Annotated in this window: 23 protein-coding genes; 9 read left to right on the forward strand and 14 right to left on the reverse strand. The window is 65.3% G+C overall.

Annotated features, from left to right (window positions below; all coding sequences use genetic code 11):
* The first annotated feature begins 3 nt into the window (after positions 1-3).
* The 3 genes from pdxR to NKG59_RS05525 all read left to right on the forward strand — a co-directional run bounded on the left by pdxR (position 4) and on the right by NKG59_RS05525 (position 2,458).
* Positions 4-1,461, forward strand: coding sequence for a MocR-like pyridoxine biosynthesis transcription factor PdxR (gene pdxR, locus NKG59_RS05515; RefSeq protein ID WP_253535819.1), 1,458 nt, complete (start codon positions 4-6; stop codon positions 1,459-1,461).
* A gap of 79 nt (positions 1,462-1,540) precedes the next feature.
* Positions 1,541-1,978, forward strand: a complete 438-nt coding sequence (locus tag NKG59_RS05520; RefSeq protein WP_253535820.1) for a carboxymuconolactone decarboxylase family protein — start codon at positions 1,541-1,543, stop codon at positions 1,976-1,978.
* 48 nt (positions 1,979-2,026) lie between these two features.
* Positions 2,027-2,458 (forward strand): SRPBCC family protein, encoded by a 432-nt coding sequence (locus tag NKG59_RS05525; protein WP_253535821.1) that lies wholly within the window; start codon positions 2,027-2,029, stop codon positions 2,456-2,458.
* Between the two features lie 4 nt (positions 2,459-2,462).
* On the opposite strand, the gene NKG59_RS05530 is transcribed toward NKG59_RS05525, so the two are convergent.
* Together NKG59_RS05530 and NKG59_RS05535 are read right to left on the reverse strand one after the other, a co-directional pair.
* Positions 2,463-3,764 carry an MFS transporter gene (locus NKG59_RS05530; protein WP_253535822.1) on the reverse strand — a complete coding sequence of 434 codons (1,302 nt, stop codon included), beginning with the start codon at positions 3,762-3,764 and terminating at the stop codon, positions 2,463-2,465.
* A gap of 176 nt (positions 3,765-3,940) precedes the next feature.
* Positions 3,941-4,825 carry a LysR family transcriptional regulator gene (locus NKG59_RS05535; RefSeq protein ID WP_253535823.1) on the reverse strand — a complete coding sequence of 295 codons (885 nt, stop codon included), beginning with the start codon at positions 4,823-4,825 and terminating at the stop codon, positions 3,941-3,943.
* 118 nt (positions 4,826-4,943) lie between these two features.
* Between NKG59_RS05535 and argC the strand changes: the two genes are divergently transcribed.
* On the forward strand, positions 4,944-5,876 hold the full coding sequence (gene argC / locus NKG59_RS05540; protein WP_253535824.1) for an N-acetyl-gamma-glutamyl-phosphate reductase: 933 nt from the start codon (positions 4,944-4,946) through the stop codon (positions 5,874-5,876).
* Between the two features lie 165 nt (positions 5,877-6,041).
* Positions 6,042-6,878: a bifunctional allantoicase/(S)-ureidoglycine aminohydrolase gene (locus tag NKG59_RS05545; RefSeq protein WP_253535825.1), complete on the forward strand. Its 837-nt coding sequence runs from the start codon at positions 6,042-6,044 to the stop codon at positions 6,876-6,878.
* Between the two features lie 85 nt (positions 6,879-6,963).
* On the opposite strand, the gene tam is transcribed toward NKG59_RS05545, so the two are convergent.
* Positions 6,964-7,740, reverse strand: coding sequence for a trans-aconitate 2-methyltransferase (tam, locus tag NKG59_RS05550; protein WP_253535826.1), 777 nt, complete (start codon positions 7,738-7,740; stop codon positions 6,964-6,966).
* A 95-nt stretch (positions 7,741-7,835) separates the two neighbouring features.
* Between tam and NKG59_RS05555 the strand changes: the two genes are divergently transcribed.
* Complete coding sequence (locus NKG59_RS05555; protein WP_253535827.1) at positions 7,836-8,732, forward strand: LysR family transcriptional regulator; 897 nt, start codon at positions 7,836-7,838, stop codon at positions 8,730-8,732.
* Positions 8,733-8,790: 58 nt separating this feature from the next.
* On the opposite strand, the gene NKG59_RS05560 is transcribed toward NKG59_RS05555, so the two are convergent.
* Both NKG59_RS05560 and NKG59_RS05565 read right to left on the reverse strand, forming a co-directional pair.
* Complete coding sequence (locus NKG59_RS05560) at positions 8,791-9,099, reverse strand: hypothetical protein (protein ID WP_253535828.1); 309 nt, start codon at positions 9,097-9,099, stop codon at positions 8,791-8,793.
* A gap of 213 nt (positions 9,100-9,312) precedes the next feature.
* Positions 9,313-10,440, reverse strand: coding sequence for a nickel/cobalt efflux protein RcnA (locus NKG59_RS05565; protein WP_253535829.1), 1,128 nt, complete (start codon positions 10,438-10,440; stop codon positions 9,313-9,315).
* A 98-nt stretch (positions 10,441-10,538) separates the two neighbouring features.
* Between NKG59_RS05565 and NKG59_RS05570 the strand changes: the two genes are divergently transcribed.
* Both NKG59_RS05570 and NKG59_RS05575 read left to right on the forward strand, forming a co-directional pair.
* Positions 10,539-10,811: a metal/formaldehyde-sensitive transcriptional repressor gene (locus NKG59_RS05570; RefSeq protein WP_252692187.1), complete on the forward strand. Its 273-nt coding sequence runs from the start codon at positions 10,539-10,541 to the stop codon at positions 10,809-10,811.
* Between the two features lie 348 nt (positions 10,812-11,159).
* The gene (locus NKG59_RS05575) at positions 11,160-12,023 is read left to right on the forward strand and encodes a DMT family transporter (protein ID WP_253535830.1); all 864 of its coding nucleotides are present in this window, start codon (positions 11,160-11,162) and stop codon (positions 12,021-12,023) included.
* 18 nt (positions 12,024-12,041) lie between these two features.
* Here NKG59_RS05575 and NKG59_RS05580 read toward each other — a convergent pair whose 3' ends face one another.
* The 8 genes from NKG59_RS05580 to NKG59_RS05615 all read right to left on the reverse strand — a co-directional run bounded on the left by NKG59_RS05580 (position 12,042) and on the right by NKG59_RS05615 (position 18,915).
* Entirely contained in the window at positions 12,042-13,382 is a 1,341-nt protein-coding gene (locus NKG59_RS05580) for an ATP-binding protein (RefSeq protein ID WP_420804021.1), read from the reverse strand.
* A complete protein-coding gene (locus NKG59_RS05585) occupies positions 13,358-14,023 on the reverse strand; it encodes a response regulator (protein ID WP_253535832.1) in 666 nt (221 codons plus the stop codon). The genes NKG59_RS05580 and NKG59_RS05585 overlap by 25 nt, the downstream gene beginning before the upstream one ends.
* An 18-nt stretch (positions 14,024-14,041) precedes the next feature.
* Positions 14,042-14,830, reverse strand: a complete 789-nt coding sequence (locus tag NKG59_RS05590; protein WP_253535833.1) for a COG4705 family protein — start codon at positions 14,828-14,830, stop codon at positions 14,042-14,044.
* An 88-nt stretch (positions 14,831-14,918) separates the two neighbouring features.
* Positions 14,919-15,308 carry a hypothetical protein gene (locus tag NKG59_RS05595; RefSeq protein ID WP_045205205.1) on the reverse strand — a complete coding sequence of 130 codons (390 nt, stop codon included), beginning with the start codon at positions 15,306-15,308 and terminating at the stop codon, positions 14,919-14,921.
* Between the two features lie 76 nt (positions 15,309-15,384).
* On the reverse strand, positions 15,385-16,704 hold the full coding sequence (locus tag NKG59_RS05600; RefSeq protein WP_253535834.1) for an NAD(P)/FAD-dependent oxidoreductase: 1,320 nt from the start codon (positions 16,702-16,704) through the stop codon (positions 15,385-15,387).
* Entirely contained in the window at positions 16,701-17,462 is a 762-nt protein-coding gene (locus NKG59_RS05605; RefSeq protein WP_253535835.1) for an amino acid ABC transporter ATP-binding protein, read from the reverse strand. Before NKG59_RS05605 ends, NKG59_RS05600 begins: the two co-directional genes overlap by 4 nt.
* Positions 17,459-18,130 (reverse strand): ectoine/hydroxyectoine ABC transporter permease subunit EhuD, encoded by a 672-nt coding sequence (gene ehuD, locus NKG59_RS05610; protein WP_045205202.1) that lies wholly within the window; start codon positions 18,128-18,130, stop codon positions 17,459-17,461. The genes NKG59_RS05605 and ehuD overlap by 4 nt, the downstream gene beginning before the upstream one ends.
* A 20-nt stretch (positions 18,131-18,150) precedes the next feature.
* Positions 18,151-18,915 carry an ABC transporter substrate-binding protein gene (locus NKG59_RS05615; RefSeq protein ID WP_045205201.1) on the reverse strand — a complete coding sequence of 255 codons (765 nt, stop codon included), beginning with the start codon at positions 18,913-18,915 and terminating at the stop codon, positions 18,151-18,153.
* Positions 18,916-19,110: 195 nt separating this feature from the next.
* Between NKG59_RS05615 and NKG59_RS05620 the strand changes: the two genes are divergently transcribed.
* Positions 19,111-19,908, forward strand: coding sequence for an IclR family transcriptional regulator (locus NKG59_RS05620; RefSeq protein WP_253535836.1), 798 nt, complete (start codon positions 19,111-19,113; stop codon positions 19,906-19,908).
* Positions 19,909-19,953: 45 nt separating this feature from the next.
* Here NKG59_RS05620 and NKG59_RS05625 read toward each other — a convergent pair whose 3' ends face one another.
* Positions 19,954-20,388: a universal stress protein gene (locus tag NKG59_RS05625; RefSeq protein WP_253535837.1), complete on the reverse strand. Its 435-nt coding sequence runs from the start codon at positions 20,386-20,388 to the stop codon at positions 19,954-19,956.
* Between the last annotated feature and the right edge of the window lie 171 nt (positions 20,389-20,559).

A 20,559-nucleotide genomic window follows, 5' to 3' on the forward strand; every position in this document is an offset into this window, starting at 1 on the left:
ACGATGGATGTCCATTTGACGATCCACGGCCGGCACGACCTTGCCGGCCAGCTCTATCGACAACTCCGCACCGCCATCCTCGATGGTCGGCTCGTGCCGGGCGAGCGTCTGCCCTCCACGCGCGACCTGGCGCTGCAGATTGGTGTGTCGCGCAAGACCACGCTCGACGTATTCGAACGCCTCATTGCCGAGGGCTATCTACAGCCACGCGCCGGCTCCGGCACCTTCGTGGCCGAAGCCACCGAAGGGTTGCGCGCCCGCACGCTGGCCGTCTCGCCTGCGGCGCAACTTGCTTCGCCCAGGCCGGCCGTACGCACCTTCGACACGCCCTGGAACAACATGCCCGCGGTGCTGCCCCTGCCGCGCGCGAATCTCGTCTACGACTTTGTGGGTGGCGTGACGGAGAAGCGCCTGTTTCCGTTCGACGTGTGGCGCCGTTGTGTTGCGCATGCGCTGCGGCAGCAGGCGCGCGGGCGCGGCGGCTATCAGGACCCGGCGGGCGACCAGGCGTTGCGTCTGGCCATTTCGCGCTATCTCGCATTCAGCCGTGCGGTGGTGTGCGCGTGGGCCGATATTGTCGTCACGCAGGGCGCGCAGCAGGCCATCGACCTGATCGCTCGCGTGCTCGTGCGCCCCGGGGATACGGTGGCGATTGAAGACCCGGGTTACCCGCCCGCGCGCATTGCGCTGCAGGCGCTGGGTGCCAAGGTCGTGCCGGTGCCGGTAGACGCTGAAGGCCTGGTCGTCGATGCGCTGCCGAAGCACGCGAAGCTCGTCTACGTAACGCCGTCGCACCAGTTTCCGCTGGGCATGCCGATGAGCCTGGCGCGCCGCGCACAACTGCTTGACTGGGCGCAGCGCCATGACGCGCTGATCATCGAAGACGATTACGACAGCGAATTCCGCTTCGACGGCCGCCCGATGGAATCGCTCAAGAGCCTGGACGCTGCCGGTTGCGTGGCTTACGTGGGCACGTTCTCCAAAACGATCTTTCCGGAGCTGCGCATCGGCTACGTCGTGCCGCCCGCTTCGTTGGTGGCGCCGCTGCGGCACGCCAAGCAGGTGGCCGACTGGCACAGTGAATCGCTCATGCAGGCGGCGCTGGCCAAGTTCATGCTCGACGGCGATTTCGGCAAGTATCTGCGCCGCATGCACAAGGAATACGCTGCACGACGCAATGCGCTGCTGCGACATCTGCGTGGCCCGCTGGCACCTTGGCTGGCGCCCGTGCCGTCGGCGGCGGGCATTCACATGGCAGCGCAGTTGCAAGCGCCGTTGGCGGAAGCCGAGTTGGTCAAGCTGGCGGAGAGTGTGGGCGTCGGGCTATACGGCACAGCCCGGATGCATGTGGCGCGGCCGCCGCAGCCCGGATTGCTGATCGGCTACGGCCATGTAAACGTTGCGGAGATCGACGCGGGCCTTGGCAAGCTGGCGGAAGTGCTAGTCAGAGTGGCTACCTGATATTCGCTGGGATTGGCGATTTCAAGGTGCCACCTGCGCGCCTAGACTGGCTCCAGTTCTCAAGCACAGGAGCCATCTCATGGAACCCCGCCTCGACTTCTATCAAAGCAATCCCGCCGCCATCCAGGCCGTCATGGGCCTGGAAAAAGCGCTGGGCAAAAGCACGCTGGAAAAACCGCTGACTGAACTCGTGCGCCTGCGGGCCTCGCAAATCAACGGCTGCGCCTACTGCGTCGACCTGCACACCGCCGATGCCCGCAAGGGCGGTGAAGACAACCGCCGCCTGGCCACCGTGTCCGTCTGGCATGAGACGCCGTTCTTCACCGACCGCGAACGCGCCGCGCTGGCGTGGACAGAAGCCGTCACCCTCGTCGCACAAACGCGCGTGCCCGATGACGTCTGGCAGTCTGTGCGGGCGCAATTCTCCGATGCCGAGCTGGTCGATCTCACGCTGCTGGTGAGCACCATCAACACGTGGAACCGCCTGGCCATCAGCTTTCGCAAGCTGCCCGCTTGAGCGCCGCATATACTGCCTCGCACGGCGCGCGCCGCACACGGAGGCCACATGCTGCACAACGTCCGCGCCCTAAGCGTGAATGTCGAGCGTCACTTTGATGACGTGGCCATGTTCCTGGCCGAGCCGCTGAACTTCCCGATCTGGGCGACCGGTCTGTCGGAAGGGCTCGCGCCCGGCACGCAGGGTTCGGGCGCGGCCCCCGACGAGTGGATTGCGAAGGCCGCACCCAACAGCGACGAAGGCAGCGTGTTCATCCGCTTCAGCCCGCCCAATGAATTTGGCATTGCCGATCACTGGGTCCGCCTGCCGGACGGGTCAATCGTCTACGTGCCGCTGCGCGTGGTGCGCAACGGCGCGGGCACGACAGTCTCGCTCACGCTGTTTCAGCAACCGAACATGGACGACGCACAGTTCGACGCCGATGCCGAATGGGTGCAGCGTGACCTGGTGAAGCTGAAGATGGTGCTGGAAGCCGAGTAACCGCTCAGGCCTTCTCCGCCTGCGGGGCTTGCGGCGCCGTTTGCGGACCGGACGCTCCGGAAGAGGCCAGAGATGCGGCCAGCGACGGGTCGCCATGCGCATCCGATCCCTTCACCTGGCTCACCCAGAACACGCAGAACAACCCCGCCGCCACGGCCAGCCAGCCGTTGAGGCCATAGCCTTCGATGCGGCCACCCGCGCCGCCGGACAGCAGCAGCCCGCCGACCCACGCACCTACGCCGGTACCCACCGACATCACCGCGCTGTTGGCCGACAGGAACGCACCGCGCACCTGCGGGGCGGGCACCGTCGTCATCAGCGCTTGCATCGGCACCATGCGGCTGGAGAGGATCACCATGAAGAACGGGAAGAACAGCAGCATGCCAATGAAGGGCCAGTCAGGCAGATGCGTCATCACCAGCACCGGGATGAACGCCAGCAGTGCGGCGCCCACGAACACGCGGCGGCGGCCGTAACGGTCGGCCAGCTTGCCCACCGCGCGTGAGCTGAAGAACGACGCCGCGCCGCCAGCCACATACAGCCATGACAGATTTTCGGGCGACACCCCGTGATTGGCCACCAGTACCGGCGAGATGAACGGAATCACCATCATGTGCGAGCCCATCATCACGAAGGTCAGCACAAAGGCGCGCAGGTGGCGCGGGTTGGTGAGCAATTGCCACAGGCCGGAGAGGATCTCGCCCAGCGTCTGGCTGCGCTTGCCTGCCAGATGTTCGGCCAGCGGCGGAATGGTCTGCCGTGCGCCCAGCCAGATCAGTACCGTAAGCGCCGTCAGCAGGAAGAACGGCGCCGACCAGCCGAAGTGCGCGCCAATGGCAATGCCCACCGGCACGCCCGCCATGGCTGCCAGCGCAAACGACGACATCACTACACCAGTGGCGGCACCGCGCCGTGCGGGCGGTACCACGTCTGACAGCACGGCCATGATGATCGACCCGAGCACGCCGCCCGTGACGCCCGCAAATGCGCGGGCAAACAGCAGCATGCCGTAGCTGCCCGACAGCGCGCAGGCCAGGTTGGCCAGCGTGAAGAGGCCGTAGACGGTCAGCAGCAGGCGGCGCCGGTCAAAACGGTCGACATAGGTGGCGGCCAGCAGGCCGGAAGCGCCCGAGCACAGCGAATACACCGACACCGCCGTGGCGAACGCCGCCGGACCGATGCCAAACGTATGCATGATCTGCGGACCAAGCGGCATCATCACCATGAAATCCATGATGACGGTGAACTGCGTGAGCGCGAGCAGCCAGAGCAACCGGCGCTCGCGCGAGGAATCAAGTAAAGGCATGAGGGCGAGCGAAGAAAGGGAGAAGGCGGCGCGCGCAGACTGGAGCCGGAATCGGCCGGCTGGCACGCCGTGTTGTGTCAGAAAACATATCTTAAGATAGTTGTCGCGACACAAGAAGTCAAACTTTATTCAAGCGGGATTCTCCGCCTCGTCACGGTTTCGAGGCGAGCAATGGGCTATTTCGCCCGGAGCATCCAAAGCACGTCGAGCACATGCTGCGTCGATCGCTCAACGTGGCCGGCCCGGTGCGCGATGCCAAGCTCTCGCCACAAGGCGGGCCTGAGCGGCCGCATGGTGATACGTGCATCCGACGGCGCGGCCGAGGCCTCGTGCGGCAGCAGCGTTGCGCCATAACCGGCGGCGACCAAGCTCTTGATGGCGTCGTTGTAGTTGAGCTGGATGCGCGGCACGGGGTGATGGCCGCCCGCCGCGAACCATTCGGTCGTCTGGCGCGAGAGTCGTGTGGTCGCGTCGTTCAGGATCAGCGGTTGTGCAGACAGCCACGCGGGCGTGATGCGTTCCGGGCTCTGCCAGTGCGCCGGCAGGAACGCCATGACCGGGTCGCGCCGCCACGGCTTGATGGCCAGGCCGGCCACCTGCGATTGCGGCAGCGCCACCAGGCCAATATCCAAGGCCCCATCGGCAAGCCCCACCAGCGTTTCCTGCGAGGTGAGCACGGCCACCTGCACGTCGATGCCGGGGTGGTTTTGCCGCAGCACGTCCAACGCCTGCGGCAGCAGATGTGCGATCGCGCCGGTGGAAGCGCCCAGCCGGACGCGTCCGCTCAAGCCTTGCACCTGCCGCTGGATGTCGTCCAGCGCCTGTTCGGCATCGGCGAGCAGCTTGCGCGCGCGTTCCACCATCACCTCGCCAATGGCGGTGGGCTGCACCTGCCCGCGCTTGCGAGAGAGAAGTTGCGCGCCTACGCGATCTTCCAGCTCGGCAATGTGCAGGCTCACGGTGGGCGCCGCCAGATGCAGTGCCCGCGCCGCGTCGGCAAACGATCCGCGGCCGGCCACTTCCACGAGTGTGCGCAGGCGGTCCAGGCTGATTTCTCGCATGATTCAGAAAAGCTGAATGTGATGGTTGGGAAATTCAACTTTTCATATTCTAGGTCGCGCTCGAAGATGGGGGGTCGCATTCACCGCCCTCTTCTTTCTTCTATTGGAGCGCCCCGCCATGTCCACTCCCCTCGTCTTCATTGATGGCGACCAAGGCACCACCGGCTTGCAGATTCACGAGCGTCTGCGTGACCACGTGGAGCGGCAGGACCTGAAACTGCTCACGCTTCCCGCCGACGCGCGCAAAGATGCGCAACGCCGCGCCGAGGTCATCAACGCCTGCGATATCGCCATCCTATGCCTGCCCGATGCGGCTGCGCGCGAGGCGGTCGCGGCCGTCGTCAACCCGAGTGTGCGCGTGATCGACGCCAGCTCCGCGCATCGCACCACGCCGGGCTGGGTGTACGGCTTTCCGGAGATGAGCGAAGGGCAAGCCCAAGGTGTTGCCGCGGCGTCGCGCGTAACCAATCCCGGCTGCTACCCGACCGGCGCGATCGGGCTGCTACGTCCGCTTGTGCAGGCCGGCCTCGTGCCGGCGGATTACCCGATCAGCATTCATGCCGTGTCCGGCTATTCGGGTGGTGGCCGGGCGGCGGTGGAAACCTACGAGGGGCCGGATGCAGCAAATGCCTTGCCGTTCCAGGTGTACGGGCTGGGTTTGGCGCACAAGCACACGCCGGAGATCCAGCTGCACGCGGGGCTCACGCAGCGGCCGATGTTCGTCCCGGCCTACGGTGCATATCGCCAGGGCATCGTGCTGACGGTGCCGCTGGAACTGCGCCTGCTCAACGCTGGCATTGATGCGGCCGCGCTGCACGCGTGTCTGGCCGACCATTACGCCGGCGCGCAGCATGTGGACGTGATGCCGCTGCAGGTGTCGTCGGCCTTGCCGCATCTGGACCCCCAGGCGCTCAACGGCACCAACGACATGCGCCTGGGTGTGTTCGCCAACCAGCACGATCAAGTCTTGCTCACGGCGGTGTTCGACAACCTTGGCAAGGGCGCCTCAGGCGCGGCGGTGCAAAACCTCGACTTGATGCTGACGCACTGATTTACGTATCGCTCGGTCGATGGGTAGTGGCAAATCGAATGGATGTCATCGCCACATTTAATTGGTCGATTGTGAGCGACTTCGCTATCGTCAACGCCGCTCGTGTACGAACTGCCCGATGCTGTTTGTGCCCGGGGCCGGACCAACCCATTGCCTGAATGCAATATGTCTAAGACCACGTATTACGCGCCGCATGGCGGCCATCCGCCGCAGACGGATCTGCTGACCGATCGCGCGATGTTCACCGAGGCGTACGCGGTGATCCCCAAGGGGGTGATGCGCGACATCGTCACGAGCTGGCTGCCGTTCTGGACCAACACGCGCCTGTGGGTGATCGCCCGCCCACTCTCGGGTTTTGCCGAGACCTTCTCGCAGTACATCGTCGAAGTGAACCCGGGCGGCGGCAGCGACAAGCCCGAGCAGGACAAGAACGCCGAAGCCGTGCTGTTCATCGTTGAAGGCGAGGCCGAGCTGACGCTGCAGGGCACGAAGCACACGCTCACGCCGGGCGGCTACGCGTTCATTCCGCCGGGCGCCGACTGGACGCTGCACAACGTCAGCGATGCCGCGGTGCGCTTCCACTGGATCCGCAAGCATTACCAGGTCGTCGATGGCATTCCGCTGCCGGAAGCCTTCGTCACCAATGAACAGGAGGTCGAGCCGATCCCGATGCCGGGCACCAACGGCGCCTGGGTGACCACGCGCTTTGTCGACATGAGCGACATGCGCCACGACATGCACGTGAACATCGTGACGTTCGAGCCGGGCGGCGTGATTCCGTTTGCCGAAACCCACGTGATGGAACACGGCCTGTATGTGCTCGAAGGCAAGGCTGTCTATCGCCTGAACCAGGACTGGGTCGAGGTGGAAGCCGGTGATTTCATGTGGCTGCGCGCGTTCTGCCCGCAAGCCTGTTATTCGGGTGGCCCCGGCCGCTTCCGTTATCTGCTGTACAAGGATGTGAACCGTCACATGAACCTGACGCTGAACCCGTCGCGTTAAGCGAACCAGAGGTCGGACAAAAAAGCCCGCGCGCGGTACCGGCGGGCTTTTTTCATGGCTGGAGTTTCTGTTTCTGGAGGTCCACCTATTTGCGTGTGGCCACGATGAACAGCCTCGGGAAGGGCAGCAGCACCGTGCCATCGTCGAAGGCCGGATAGGCCTGGGCGATCGCGTCGCGATAGCGCGATAGGAACGCGGGGCGCTCGTCCTCGCTCAACGCTGCCAGGAACGGCCGCAACGCGCTGCCCTTGAACCACTCCACCACCGCGTCCGCGCCGCCTTGCAGCGGGTGCATGTACGTGGTGCGCCACACGTCGACGCGCGAGCACAACGGCGAGAGCAGCGCGTAATAGCGGCGCGCATCGAAGCGCTCCGTGCGCTCCACACCCTTGAGCTTGCTGGCCCACGGCCCCGTAGCGGCCACCTCGCGCATCAAGCGGTGCGCCGGTTCATCGAGGTTGTCCGGCATCTGCACGGCCAGGTGGCCACCCACAGCAAGCTTGCCCACGAGCTTCGGAAACAGCGTTTCATGCGCTGGCAGCCATTGCAGCACCGCATTGGCGAGGATCAAGTCGTACGCGCCGGGCTCATCCCACGCAGCAATGTCGGCGACATCGAAGCGCACCTCGGGCAGGCGCTTGCGCGCGGCTTGGATCATGTCGGCCGAGGCGTCGGTGCCGCGAACGGCTGCGGCGGGCGCACGCGCCATCAGCGCTTCCGTCGAATTGCCCGGCCCGCAGCCAATGTCGATGGCGACATGGATAGGCGTAGGCGGCACAGCGGCCAGCAAATCGCGGACGGGTCGCGTGCGCTCGTCTTCAAATTGCACGTACTGCTTTGCGTACCAATCGTGTGTCGTCACGAAGCGCTCCTGCGTTGTTTGCGGATGCGCAGAGTGTCGGGCTTCCTGATCGATCAGTAAAATGAATTCAATTTCCTGATTGATTCACTACGCTGATGAAAATCGATACGCTGGGCGTGCAGGCATTTGTGGCGATTGCGGAGTGCGGCAGCTTTACGCAAGCCGCTGAAACGCTGCACGTGACGCAGACTGCGATCACGCAGCGCCTGCGCAAGTTGGAGGCGTTTCTGGGCGTTGCGCTGGTGGAGCGCACCACGCGCCGGACCGAGCTGACGGAAATCGGTGAACGTTTTCTGCCGCAGGCGCGGCGTCTGCTCAACGAGCTGTCCGATGCGCTCACGGAGATTCGCGAGACGGGCCTGAGCCAGCGCGGCGACATCACGATCGCCTGCGTGCCGACGGTGGGCGTGCAATATCTGCCGCGCATCTTGCGCGCGTTCTCCGAGCACCGCCCGCACGATCGCGTGAAGATTCTCGACCATGCATCGGCGTCTGTGCTGCAAGCGGTGCTGCGGCGTGAGGCCGAGTTCGGCATCAGCATTGCGGGCGACCAGCATCCGGAGTTGGTGAGCGTGCCGCTGACGAGCGATCCGTATGTCCTTGTCTGCCGCGACGATCATCCGTTGGCCAAGCGCCGCCGCATCCGATGGCAAGCCTTGCAGCCCTACCCGCTCATCTTTGCCGGCGAGGTCAGCGGCAACCGCAGCCTGCTCGACGGCGCGCTCAAGGCGAGCGGCGTGACGCTGCATTCGTTCTACGAAGTGCAGCGCAGTTCAACAGCGCTGGGGCTGGTGGCGCAAGGGCTGGGCGCGGCGGTGGTGCCGCGGCTCGCCATTCAGAAGAATGCGTATCCGATGATCCGCACGGTGGAACTGGTCGAGCCGGAAGTGTCGCGCACGCTGGTGCTCGTCACGCGCAAGGCGGCGCAGCTGTCGCCAGCGGCGCGTGCGCTATATGACCGGATCGTCGAGGGGGCGGCGCCCTCGACGTGATGCCGGCGCAGAAGGGGCCGTGTTTCTTAGCGGCCCCTTTCATGCCATGCGCAGCCATTCACGCGCGTGCACCGTCCGTGCCGCCGGGGTAGCTCGTATCGCCGCGCCATGCGAGCACATCATGTGCGCTGGCTTGCCGATCAGCGCCTTGCGCATACGGATCGAAGCGATCGTACTTCCACGACAGATAGCCGTAGGTATCGGCCTGCCGATCAGCACCTTGCGTGAACGGGTCCGTCTTGTCGACGGCGCCTTGCGTGTACGGATCGTACTTGGCCTGCGCGGCCAAGGCCGGCTGCGCGATGAACAGTGCGGCAGAAGCGGAAAGCGTGGCAAGCAAGGCCAGGGAAATGCGGCGGGTGTGCATGATGAACTCCTCGAGCGGTGAACGTGCCGCCGGAGGCGGCATCCCAATCGGATCGCCGGCGGAGCGTGGCCGCCTGGATCCCACAGGTTGGTCGCGGTGCGCATGCAAACCTGACACTGCATCGACGAAAAAATTGCCGCACCAGCCTGTACCTACAGATACGCAGCCCGTGCGGCACTGGATGCAGCCCTTGCGAAAAAAGCGTGGACGCTGCTACGGCAGTTGCATCAGCCCGTGCACGCCCTGCCAGCCCACGTACAGCCCCACCAGGGCAATCAGCACGCCCGAGAGGTACGGCGCCTTGCGCGCAAACTCACCAAAGCCACCCCAGCGGCGGGAGACGTGTTTCACGCTCAGCGCCGCCAGCGCGCCGGAGGCCACCAGCGTGAGCGCCAGCCCGATGCTGAAGCACAGCACCAGCGCTGCGCCCAAGGTGATCTTCTTGAGCTGCAGGCACAACAGCAGCACGGTGATCGACGCCGGGCACGGAATCAGCCCGCCGGTGAGCCCGAACACGATGATTTGGCCCGTGGTCACTTCACGGTTGGCGAAGCGGCGGCGGATGTCGTTGGCGTGCGCGCGTTCGTGGGCGTCCTGGTGTTCGGCCGACGATACATCGAGCCCGCCGTGGTCGTGGTCATGCCCGGCGAACGTGACGTCATAGTCATGCCGATGGTGTTCGTGCCCCAGCGACAGGCGCGCCACAAACGCGTGCGGCTCGGGAATGGCTTGCTCCGATTCCAGAAAGCCGTCGCGCTGGACGAAGCGGAAGGTTTGCGTGTTGCCGTCGGGGCGTTCCGTCACGACCTGCACTTGCTCCGCCGACCATGCGGTGCCGCGTGTGCCCTCGCGCGTCAGCCGGAAGCGCGGTGGCACGCCGTCTTCGAAAATCGCCAACTGCACGACGCCATGGCCGGTGTCGATGCGCCGAACCTCGTCATGGCCATGATCGTGATCATGGTGATGATGGTCGTGGTCGTGGTCGTGGTCGTGCGCCGCGTGGGTACTGCGCCAGGTGCGCCACATCATCCACGCCGCCACGGCCACGATCAGCACGGCAGACACCACTTGAAAATACGGCTCGGTGGTTTCTGCGTTCCAGTTGCGGCCGAAGTACAGGCCTGCCATGGCCACCGCCCACACCACCGCCGTGTGCGACACGGTGGCCGACAGCCCCAGCAAGACCGCCTGCGTGAGCGTGCCGCGGATGGCGACGATGAACGCCGCCATCATCGTCTTGGAATGCCCGGGCTCCAGGCCGTGAAGCGCACCCAGCAGGATCGCACTGGGAACGAACAGCCAGGCGTTGCCTTGCTGCAGCAGGGTGGTGAACGCGGTCATGGATGGCAGTCGATAAATTCGGGTAGGCGAAATATACTCCCCCCGAGTATAGTGATGCTACCCTCCCGCGTCATTTACACCACCTCGATATCCGACCCATGGCCCATACCATCCGCGACAAAGCCAAGCTGCTGGCGCGCGTGCGGCGTATCCAGGGGCAAGCCGCTGCGTTGGAAAAACAACTCGCCGACGAGGGCGATTGCACGGCCATCCTGCAGCAGATTGCGGCCATTCGCGGAGCGGTCAACGGGCTGATGGCGGCGGTCATCGAAGGCCACCTGACGGATCACGTGGTGAAGGAGCCTGCCGAGGCGCAGCGCCAGGAAGATCTCGACACGGTGATGCAAGTGATCAAGTCGTACCTGAAGTAGCGCGCCGCCCTTGCGCCATGCGCACGATGCCGATACGCTGCTCGAACGCCATCGGCCAATTCTGATTCTTCGATTCTTCGTCTTCATGTCCCGACTTCACGCCACCCTCCTCGCCGCCGGCCATCGGGCCCGCGTGGATGACGTGTGCGTGCAGCCCGGGCCCTTCCCTCCTCCTGTCGTGTCTTGGGGCTACGACGTCGGCGCACCGCCGCCGCCGCATCTGCCCGCACACGGCTGACTTCCAGCCGCTCCGTTTCCGGTTGACCTGAACCAGGCTCGGGCACACGCCCGAGGCAGGCGCCCGCCTGCGCGCCGGAATCCGACATCTCTTTTCGACAGGTGAGTGGTATGCGTTCCATGCAAGCCGCGCTGGCAGGGTCCGGCGCGACGGTTCTATTCGTGCTGCTGTGGAGCAGCGGCGCAATCTTTGCGGAGATCGGGGTGCAGCATGTCCCGGCGTTCGCGTTTCTGGTTGGGCGCTTTGCGCTCGCGTCTTTGGTGCTGGCGGGGCTTGGCCTCCGGCGGGGGCGGTGGTGGCCGGCGCCGGGGTCACGCCTGAAGGTGGCGGTCACCGGTGCGTTGCTGACCGGCGGCTATTCGATCTGTTATCTGCTCGCGCTGGACCGCGGCCTCACGCCCGGGTTGCTGGCCACGGTGCTCGGCGTGCAGCCGCTGCTCACGCTGCTGGCGACCGAGCGCACGTGGTCTGTTCGGCGGATGGCCGGTCTGATGCTCGCGCTGGGCGGCCTATCGCTCGTGGTAGGCGGGGCCGATGCGCAGCAGGTGCCGATGGCCGGTCTCGGCTATGCGCTGGCCGCGCTTCTCTGCATGACGGTTGGCGCCATCGGCCAGAAGCGGCTGAACCAGTCGCCCATTGATACGCTGCCGCTGCAGAACGCGGTGAGCCTCGTGCTGTGCGTGGGGTTTGCCATCGAGCAGCCCGCGCAATCACTAACATTCACGCCCAGCCTGCCGGGCATCGCGGCCTTGTTGTGGATGGGCGTGGTGATGTCGGTGGGGGCGCAGTTGCTGTTCTACCGGCTCATGCAGCGCGGCAATCTCGTCAACGTGACAAGCCTGTTCTACCTCGTGCCGGTGGTCACGGCGCTGCTGGATGATCTTGTGCTGGGGCATCGCCTTGCGCCCGTTGCAATGGCGGGAATGGCCATGATTCTGCTGGGGTTGGCGGTGGTGCTTCGGGCGCGGCGGTAGATCGGTGTGCGGTTGCCACTAGGCGGTTGGCAACCGCACCGTCACCCGCAACCCGCTGACACCACCATCGGCCTCGCCCAGTTCGACCTCTCCGCCGAGCCGTCGCACCACGGTGCCCACGATCGACAACCCAAGCCCCGAGCCGGTCGCCTCGTTGCCGAGCACACGGTAGAACGGGTCAAACACGCGCGCGTGCTCGTCGGTGGGGATGCCGGGGCCGGTGTCCTGCACGGCAATCGACACAACGCGCGCGTCATCGGCTACCGACAGGTCGACGCGTCCGCCTTCCGGCGTGTAGCGGATGGCGTTGTCCACGAGGTTGCGTACCACGACGAAGAGATCGAGTTCGTTGGCATGTACGTGCGCATCGGCTTCAGAGGTGACGCCCACGTCGAGCTGCTTGGCGTCGGCCAGCGGCATGAGATCTTCGAGCACGCTGCGGAACACGCGCTGGACGGAGATGGTGGCCGTCGGCACACCAGTGGCCTCTTGCGCGCGTGCCAGGGCCAGCAGTTGTTCGAGCAGCCCGCGGCTACGTTCGATGCCCTGGCGCAGTGTGCCGAGCCGCTCCTGCGCGTCGGGCGACATGGCGGCCTGGCCGAGCCGTTCGGCCTGCAGCGACAGTGCAGACAGCGGCGTGCGCAACTCGTGCGCGGCATCGGCGACAAAGCGGTGCTGTGCATCCATTGACTGTTGCACGCGCGCAAGCAGTCGGTTGATCGCCACCACGAAGGGGCGCACCTCGTCGGGCACGGCTTCGGGCGCGATGGCGTGCAGTTGCCGCTCGTCACGTTGGTCCACCTCATGCGCGAGTCGCTTGATGGGCGCGAACATCTTGCGCAACACGTGGGCTACGGCCAGCAGCAGTATCGGCACGAGAATCAGGAACGGCATCAATGTGCGCAGAGCGCTGTCGCGGGCGGTTTCGTCGCGCACGGCGGTCTCCTGCGCCACGGCGATTCGCTGGCCGTTGGCGAGCGTGCGGACCCACACGCGGTAGTCGCGCTTGCCCAGGCGTGCGGTCTGCATGCCGTCGGCCAGCACGGGCATACTGGCCGCGGGCGCAACGCCGGCCGGCGGCAACACCTGGACGATCACGCGGGCCTCTTTGTCCGAGACCTTGGGTGCATCGGCCGGGTTGCCGGGGGCCGGCAGATGCGCGGGGTCGAACATCGCCCCCACCTGGCGCAAGACGTCGTCCTGCAATTCATACGCTTCACGAAAAGCCGAGGCAAAGGCAAAGCCGCCGGCCAGCACGGCCACCGCCACGATGATCACCGACAGCCACACCGACAGCCGCCGCTGCACGGATGCTGCCGTGGACGCGGTCGCTGTCATTGCGCCTTGGGCACCATCCATCCCACTCCCCTGACGTTCTTGATGGCCTGCGGGCCGAGTTTCTTGCGCAGTGCGTGGATGAGGAACTCGACCGCGTTGCTCGCCACCTCATGGCCCCAGCCGTAGATGCGCTCTTCCAGTTCCGTGCGCGAAAGGATGGCGCCAGGCCGCAGCATGAGCGCCTGCAGCAACGCGAACTCGCGCGCGGACAGGCGGATCGGCTCGGCATCGCCCATACGCGCTTCGTGTGCGGCGGGGTCGAGCGTGAGCACGCCATTGGTGAGCATGGGGCTCGCTGCTCCGCCCTTGCGTCGCAGGACGGCGCGCATGCGGGCGAGCAGCTCAACCATCTCGAAGGGCTTGAGGATGTAGTCATCCGCGCCACCGTCGAGGCCGCGCACGCGCTCATCCACCGCATCGCGCGCGGTCAGGATCAGCACAGGCACAGCGTTGTTGCGGGCGCGCAGGCTGCCGAGCACCGCGTGGCCGTCCTTTCCTGGCAGGCCGAGATCGAGCAGCAGCAGGTCGTAGTGTTGATGTGCCGCCACGTCGAGCGCGGTCTGGCCGTTGCGTACCCAGTCCACCGCATAGGCGGCGTCTTGCAGCGCGGCTTGCACGGCCGCGCCAATCATCGGGTCGTCTTCAACGAGGAGCACTCGCATGCAGTGTCTGGTGAACGGTCAGGCAGATTGCAGCGCGCTACGCCGCGCCTGCCAACTCGTAATGGCAATCGTGATGAGCAGGATCGCCAGCAGCACGGCCGATGCGCCCGCCGTGCCGAGGTTCAGCCCGCCCGCGCTGACGGGTTTGGTCAGCAAATCGCCGCCCGTGGCGCCCAGGGGCCGGGTCAGCACAAAGGCCATCCAGAACAGCGCCACGCGTGAAATGCCGGTCAGATAATACGCCGCCGCAATCAGCGCAATCGCCCCCGCAATGAGCAGTGCACCGCCCGCAAAACCGAGCCCCGACGAATCGGCCAGGAAGTCGCCCAGCGCCGTGCCCAGCGTGTTGGACACGAGGATGGCGCACCAGTACAGCAATTCCTGCCCGCTGCTGCGGACGTGCGTGACCGACAACGATTTCTGCGTCAGCTTCCAGTACACGAGCACCGCGCACAGCAGGCTGGCGAGGATAGCCGCGCCGGTGGCGTAGCCCAGGCCCAGCGTGCGGTCCATGAAATCCGACAGCGTGGTGCCCGCCGTGCTGGTGGCAAGGATCACCGCCCAGTACAGCAGCGGGTGATACGTCTTGCTGCGCAGTTGCGCACCCAGCGTGATGAGAAAGACGCCGATCAGCAGCACCGAGCTGGCGGCATAGCCGATCTTGAGCGTCATCGAGAGCAGATCGCCCGCGGTTTCCCCCAGCGTGGTGGCGCTGATCTTCATGATCCAGAACGCCAGGGTGATTTCGGGCAATTTGCTGCGCGAGGCGGCGGGCTCGTGCGTATTTGTATGTGTGGAGAGAGTCATGCGGATTCTCCAGAGAGAGGGAGGGAGATTCCGCACCAGTCTGCCGAGGCAGACTTAGATGACCCATAGTCGCCCGGTGGCCGATGCCTTACTGCGCCAGCCGCCGCAACTTCCATTCCCCGCTCGGCTGCTTGCACAGCCATGCCGTCCACTGTTCCTTGCTGCTGCCGCGTGCCAGCTCGCTCTGCAGGCGGCGGCACGATTGCCCGGCGTCGGTCTTGGATTCCAGCGGCGTGATGGTCGCGTCAATGGCGGGCTGCTTGCCTCTGGCCGGCGAGGTCCATTGCGCGGGCGCGTTGTCGGCGGTGCTCTTCAGCACATCGCCGATGGCCTTGGTGAACGACTTCAACTCCGTCGGGCTCATCGAGCCGATGATGGTGCTGGCCAGTACGTTACGGAAATAGGCGAACGAAGGCGTGGCGGCAGCAAAGAGCGCGGCGCCCGCGAAGGCGAGCGCAAGACGGCGGCGATGCGACATGGGTCCCCCAAGGATGTGACGAAAAGGTGCCTTCATCCTAGAACATCCCGCATCGGCTTGTGGCGGCAATGCGCGTTCAGCCACCCAGCTTGTCGAGCAGGCTGTACCACGCCACGCCCGCCGCGATGTAGAAGCGTTGCAACCCATGCAGCGGGATCGGCGTGATGGGCGACATGGGATACGGAAACGCGTCTCCACTGCCCGCAAGCCGTGCGGCGATGTGCTGGCCAAGACTGGTGCACAGCGCGATGCCGCGCCCGTTGCAGCCCAACGCCATCGTGATGCCAGGCGCGGGCTCGTGGATGTGCGGCATGAAATCGCGCGTGATGGCGATGCGGCCAGCCCAGCGGTACTCGTATTCAAGCGGACCGAGTTGCGGAAAGAGCAGCTCCAGTGAGCGTTCGAGGTGTGCAAAATCCTGCGCGTCGCGCGGCTCGGAAAAGAAGCCGCGTCCACCCATCAGCAGGCGCCCGGCTGCATCTTTGCGGAAATACAGCAGCAGCCGTTGCGAGGTGGAAGCTGTCTCACCGCGCGCCAGGATGGCTTGTGCATCCGCCGTCTTGAGCGGCTTGGTTGCGACGATAAAGCTGTTGGCGGAAAGCACCGTCTGCGCCAGGCCAGGCCACAGCGAGCCGGTATAGCCATTGGTGGCGATCACCACGCGCTGTGCACGCACCACGGCGCCGGTGCTGGTGGTGGCGATCCACTGCGCGCCTTGTCGCTCCAGCGCAGTCACGGCGGTCTGCCCGTGCACGGTGGCACCCGCTTGCTGTGCGGCCCGCACCAAACCGCGCGCATACGCCAGCGGCTGAATGCCGCCTGCGCGGCCGTCGAGCCATGCGCCTGCAAACGCCTCAGTGCCCACCCTGCGCGCGACAGCGGCGCGGTCCAGCATCTCGACCGGCACGCCGCGCTTCTCCCACTGCCGTGCGCGCGCATGCAGTGCCGGCACGGCCTTGTCCGAATACGAAAGCTGCAGCCAACCCGCGCGCACGGGCTGGCAGTCGATGCGATGCCGGTCGATCAGATCGAACACCAGATCGGCGGAGCGCGAGACGGCTTCGATCAACGGTTCGGCACGCGCGGCACCGAACAGGCTCACCAGTTCATCGGGGTCATGCTTGAGCGTTGGGTTGACCTGCCCGCCGTTGCGCCCGGAAGCACCCCAGCCCGGATCGTTGGCCTCCAGCACCGTGACCTTCGTGCCGCGCTCGGCCAGATGCAGCGCGGTAGAAAGCCCGGTGTATCCACCGCCGATGACGAGCACATCGGTGGTGATCGATTCCATCAACGCAGGTGTGGGCGGCGCGGCTGGCGCCGTGGCGGCCCATAGTGATGCCGGCAGCGGCTCCCCGCCGAATGTGCCGGGGGCGATATCGAGTTGCGGCTGCGTCATGGCACGAGGTCTCCGGCAGGAGCATCGGCGGGTTTGTGCAGCACGCGGCGCAGGAAGTCTTGCGTGCGCGGCTGGCGCGGGGCGCCGAGCACCTGCGCGGCTGGGCCTTCTTCGACGATGGTGCCGCTGTGCAAAAAGCACACGCGGTCGGCCACCTCGCGCGCAAAACCCATCTCGTGCGTGACGACGATCATCGTCATGCCTTCGCGGGCCAGGGCGCGCATCACCTCCAGCACATCGCCGACAAGTTCGGGGTCGAGCGCAGATGTGGGCTCGTCAAACAGCATCGCCTCGGGCTCCATCGCCAGCGCGCGTGCAATTGCTACGCGCTGCTGCTGGCCACCGGAGAGCTGCGCTGGATACGCCTGCGCCTTGGCGGCCAGGCCCACCTTCTCCAGCAGCGCCATCGCCTTGGCACGCGCCGCTTCGGGGCGCTCGCCCTTCACATAGACCGGGCCTTCCATCACGTTTTCCAGCACGCTGCGATGCGGAAACAGGTTGAAGCGCTGGAACACCATGCCCATGCGGCTGCGCAATGTGTGGATGGTCTTGCTGTGCTGATCGACGCGTTCGCCGAAGGCCCGGATCTCGCCGCCGTCGTACGCCTCCAGCCCGTTGATGCAGCGCAGGACGGTGGATTTGCCTGAGCCCGATGGGCCGATCAGGCAGACGACTTCGCCTTTGTTCACATGCAGGCTCACGCCGCGCAGCACGTGGTGCTCGCCAAAGTGTTTCTGCAGATCGCGAATCTCGATCATGGCTTGGCCCTCCCTGCGCCCATGCGGCGTTCAAGCTTGCGCAGGCCAAACACCAGCGGCAGGCTCATCACCAGATACAGCAGCGCCACCAGCGTGTAGACCGTCATGTTCTGGAACGTGGACGAGGCGATGAGCTGCCCCGCGCGCGTCATTTCCGCCACCGTGATGGTCGACACCAGCGAAGAATCCTTGAGCATCATCACCAGCGTGTTGCCGTATGGCGGCAGCGCAATACGAAACGCCTGCGGCAGGATCACGCGCCGCATGATGAGCGCGCCGCGCATGCCCATCGCCTGGGCGGCTTCGCGCTGGCCGGGGTCGACTGCCTCGATGCCGGCTCGGAAGTTCTCGGCCTGATACGCCGAATACGCAATGCCCAGCCCGATCACGCCCGCCTGAAACGCGGTGAGCTGAATGCCGATGTCCGGCAGCACGAAGTAGATATAGAAGAGCTGCACGATGATCGGCAGCCCGCGGATGATGTTGACGATGGTCGCCCCAGCCGCAGACACGGCCTTGATAGGCGACAACCGCATCAGCGCAAGCCCCAGGCCGATCACGCTGCTGAGCAGGAACGACAGCACGGTCACCTCAACCGTGACCACCGCCCCTTTCAGCAGGATCGGCAGGAAGTCCTGCGCGTTCTCAAGAAACGTTGCAACACTCATGGCGCATCACCGATCCGAAATCAGATGCCCCACTTTTTGACGATGGCATCCAGCGTGCCGTCTGCCTTGATCTTGGCGATGGCCTTGTTGATGCGGTTGAGCGTTTCGGTATCGCCCTTGCGCACCACCAGGCACACATCGCCCACGTTGGCGGGTTTGTAGCCGGCGGCCAGCTTCACGCCCTGGAAGGCGTGCTGACGAATCTGGTACGCGATGATGGGCTGATCGCCCAGGCCGGCCTTGATGCGGCCCAGCGCCAAATCGCGCGTCATGTCGGCCACCGAGTCGTAGCTGCGCACTTCCTTGAAGATGCCCTTCTTGTTGAGCATGTCGAGGAACACCGTGCCGACCTGCGCGCCCACCACCTCGCCTTTCAGATCATCAAGCGTGGCGTAGTTCTTGGCGTCGTCAGCCTTGACGATCAGGCCCTCGCCGTACGAGTAGACCGGGTCGGAAAAATCCACCACCTGCGCGCGTGCCGGTGTCTTGAGCATCGCTGCCGAGATGATGTCGATCTTGTTGGACGTGAGCGACGGAATGAGCGCCGAGAACACCGTCTGCTGCACGTTCACGTTGAAGCCGCCCGCCTTGCCCACGGCAGTCACGGTGTCGACCATCATCCCCTGGATGGAATTCGTCTTCACGTCCAGAAACGTGAACGGCACGCCCGTGGCCGTGGCACCCACGTTGTAGGTGGCTGGCGCGCCCTGCGCCCAGGCAAACGATGCGGTGCCGAGCATGCACAAGGCCAGTGCAGCGCGACGGAAGGTGGTGACAACAGACATGGCAATCCTCCAGGCAACGGAAAAAAGACGCACCCCGAACGCGCATGCACGGGGAATGGCTCAACGTGATGCAATGCTTGTGCCAATATTCGAACGTATCGAATCGATTAATAACTATGGAAAACCACTAATCGACGTATGCAAATCGATATGCGATTCTTTGACCGTTGATCTGCCACCGAGCCGCCACTTGTCATGACCGACCCTGCTGAATCTGCCGACGCCCCCGACCTGCTGTTCAACCAGTCGCTGGAGAAAGGGCTGGCCGTGCTGGGTGCCTTCAACGCGCAGCGCCGCACCATGACGATTGCCGACGTGGCCGCTGCCGCTCGCATCAACAAAAGCTCGGCACAGCGCATGGTCTACACGCTCGAGCAGCTCGGCTACCTGCGCAAGCATCCGCAGACGCGCCGCTACCAGCTCACCCCGGCGGTGATGAAGATCGGATTCAACTACTTGGCCGCCGACACGCTTATCGACGTGGCCAATCCGTTCCTGGCCGAACTCACCAAGATGACCACCGAAACCTCGTGCCTGACCGAGCCCGATCAGGACGAGATGGTGTACGTCGCGCGCTTTGTGAGCGCGCACTTTGTGCCGGTGCATATGCCCATCGGCAGCCGCATCCCGATGTATTGCACGGCGTCTGGCCGGGCCTACCTGAGCGCTCTACCGATGCCTGAGGCGCAGGCCATCGTGGAGGCGTCGCAGCGCGTGGCGCACACCATGCACACGCGCACCGAGGTGGCCGACATCATGGAAACGCTGCGCCAGGCGCGCCAGCGCGGTTACGCCACCAACTGCGAAGAACTGTTCCTTGGGGATATGACCATCGCCGCGCCCATCGTCAGCAGCAACGGGCGGCCGCTGGGGGCGATCCATCTTGTTGCGCCCACCGGGCGGTGGACGGCGGAAGAGATGGAAACGAAGCTGGGCCCCGCGCTGCTGCAATGCGCGCGGGCGATCAGCACGTCGGTGCGGGCGCTGGGGTAGCGTGGCGCGCAGCGGAGTTGATCTGCTCCGCGCCGCACACCACCATCAAGCCTTGGGCGCCTTCACCAACACCACTGGGCATTCGGCATGCGCGAGCACCCGGCCCGCCACCGAGCCCATCAGCGCTTCGACGAACACGCCGCGCCCATGCGAGCCCATGACGATGGCCGCGGCCCCCGCGCTTTGCGCGTGATGCACGATGCGGTCGGGCGGAAAGCCCACCAGAGCATGCTGCTCGAACGGCACGCCAGCCGCACCCAGGATCGCGCAGACCGATGCCATGGCGCCGGTGCTTTCCTCCGCGTACCAAGCGTCGACCTCTGCCTTGCCGACGAGCGACTTGATGTCGCCCGAGAGATCCGGCATGCAGTGCACGACGTGCACCGTCACATCGCTGCCGAAGAGGGTCTTGTCGGCAATGCAGCGTGCTGCCGCATCGGAATAGGCCGATCCGTCCGTCGCCAGTACCAGGGTTTTCATGTGGCCTCCTTGCCATGTTTGCGACCGCGCCGCGTGCGCGGCCGGCGTCTGCTTCCAACTTAAGCGCTGCTGAAAGCCACGCGTTGATACGAGTCAACGGAAGCGCTGTGGTGCGGTCACCCGGTCAGCGTTTGCACAGGAAGGCAGGCAGAATGCGCAGATTGCCCCAGA

Origin of the sequence: Ralstonia chuxiongensis, assembly GCF_024158925.1 — a bacterium.
Taxonomy (GTDB): Bacteria; Pseudomonadota; Gammaproteobacteria; order Burkholderiales; family Burkholderiaceae; genus Ralstonia; species Ralstonia chuxiongensis.

What these genes read in the sequence shown, in the direction of transcription:
- pdxR (WP_253535819.1), top strand. Translation starts at nt 4, where the DNA reads ATGGATGTCCATTTGACGATCCACGGCCGGCACGACCTTGCCGGCCAG.
- NKG59_RS05520 (WP_253535820.1), top strand. Translation starts at nt 1,541, where the DNA reads ATGGAACCCCGCCTCGACTTCTATCAAAGCAATCCCGCCGCCATCCAG.
- NKG59_RS05525 (WP_253535821.1), top strand. Translation starts at nt 2,027, where the DNA reads ATGCTGCACAACGTCCGCGCCCTAAGCGTGAATGTCGAGCGTCACTTT.
- NKG59_RS05530 (WP_253535822.1), bottom strand. Translation starts at nt 3,764, where the DNA reads ATGCCTTTACTTGATTCCTCGCGCGAGCGCCGGTTGCTCTGGCTGCTC.
- NKG59_RS05535 (WP_253535823.1), bottom strand. Translation starts at nt 4,825, where the DNA reads ATGCGAGAAATCAGCCTGGACCGCCTGCGCACACTCGTGGAAGTGGCC.
- argC (WP_253535824.1), top strand. Translation starts at nt 4,944, where the DNA reads ATGTCCACTCCCCTCGTCTTCATTGATGGCGACCAAGGCACCACCGGC.
- NKG59_RS05545 (WP_253535825.1), top strand. Translation starts at nt 6,042, where the DNA reads ATGTCTAAGACCACGTATTACGCGCCGCATGGCGGCCATCCGCCGCAG.
- NKG59_RS05555 (WP_253535827.1), top strand. Translation starts at nt 7,836, where the DNA reads ATGAAAATCGATACGCTGGGCGTGCAGGCATTTGTGGCGATTGCGGAG.
- NKG59_RS05560 (WP_253535828.1), bottom strand. Translation starts at nt 9,099, where the DNA reads ATGCACACCCGCCGCATTTCCCTGGCCTTGCTTGCCACGCTTTCCGCT.
- NKG59_RS05565 (WP_253535829.1), bottom strand. Translation starts at nt 10,440, where the DNA reads ATGACCGCGTTCACCACCCTGCTGCAGCAAGGCAACGCCTGGCTGTTC.
- NKG59_RS05570 (WP_252692187.1), top strand. Translation starts at nt 10,539, where the DNA reads ATGGCCCATACCATCCGCGACAAAGCCAAGCTGCTGGCGCGCGTGCGG.
- NKG59_RS05575 (WP_253535830.1), top strand. Translation starts at nt 11,160, where the DNA reads ATGCGTTCCATGCAAGCCGCGCTGGCAGGGTCCGGCGCGACGGTTCTA.
- NKG59_RS05580 (WP_420804021.1), bottom strand. Translation starts at nt 13,382, where the DNA reads ATGGATGGTGCCCAAGGCGCAATGACAGCGACCGCGTCCACGGCAGCA.
- NKG59_RS05585 (WP_253535832.1), bottom strand. Translation starts at nt 14,023, where the DNA reads ATGCGAGTGCTCCTCGTTGAAGACGACCCGATGATTGGCGCGGCCGTG.
- NKG59_RS05590 (WP_253535833.1), bottom strand. Translation starts at nt 14,830, where the DNA reads ATGACTCTCTCCACACATACAAATACGCACGAGCCCGCCGCCTCGCGC.
- NKG59_RS05595 (WP_045205205.1), bottom strand. Translation starts at nt 15,308, where the DNA reads ATGTCGCATCGCCGCCGTCTTGCGCTCGCCTTCGCGGGCGCCGCGCTC.
- NKG59_RS05600 (WP_253535834.1), bottom strand. Translation starts at nt 16,704, where the DNA reads ATGACGCAGCCGCAACTCGATATCGCCCCCGGCACATTCGGCGGGGAG.
- NKG59_RS05605 (WP_253535835.1), bottom strand. Translation starts at nt 17,462, where the DNA reads ATGATCGAGATTCGCGATCTGCAGAAACACTTTGGCGAGCACCACGTG.
- ehuD (WP_045205202.1), bottom strand. Translation starts at nt 18,130, where the DNA reads ATGAGTGTTGCAACGTTTCTTGAGAACGCGCAGGACTTCCTGCCGATC.
- NKG59_RS05615 (WP_045205201.1), bottom strand. Translation starts at nt 18,915, where the DNA reads ATGTCTGTTGTCACCACCTTCCGTCGCGCTGCACTGGCCTTGTGCATG.
- NKG59_RS05620 (WP_253535836.1), top strand. Translation starts at nt 19,111, where the DNA reads ATGACCGACCCTGCTGAATCTGCCGACGCCCCCGACCTGCTGTTCAAC.
- NKG59_RS05625 (WP_253535837.1), bottom strand. Translation starts at nt 20,388, where the DNA reads ATGAAAACCCTGGTACTGGCGACGGACGGATCGGCCTATTCCGATGCG.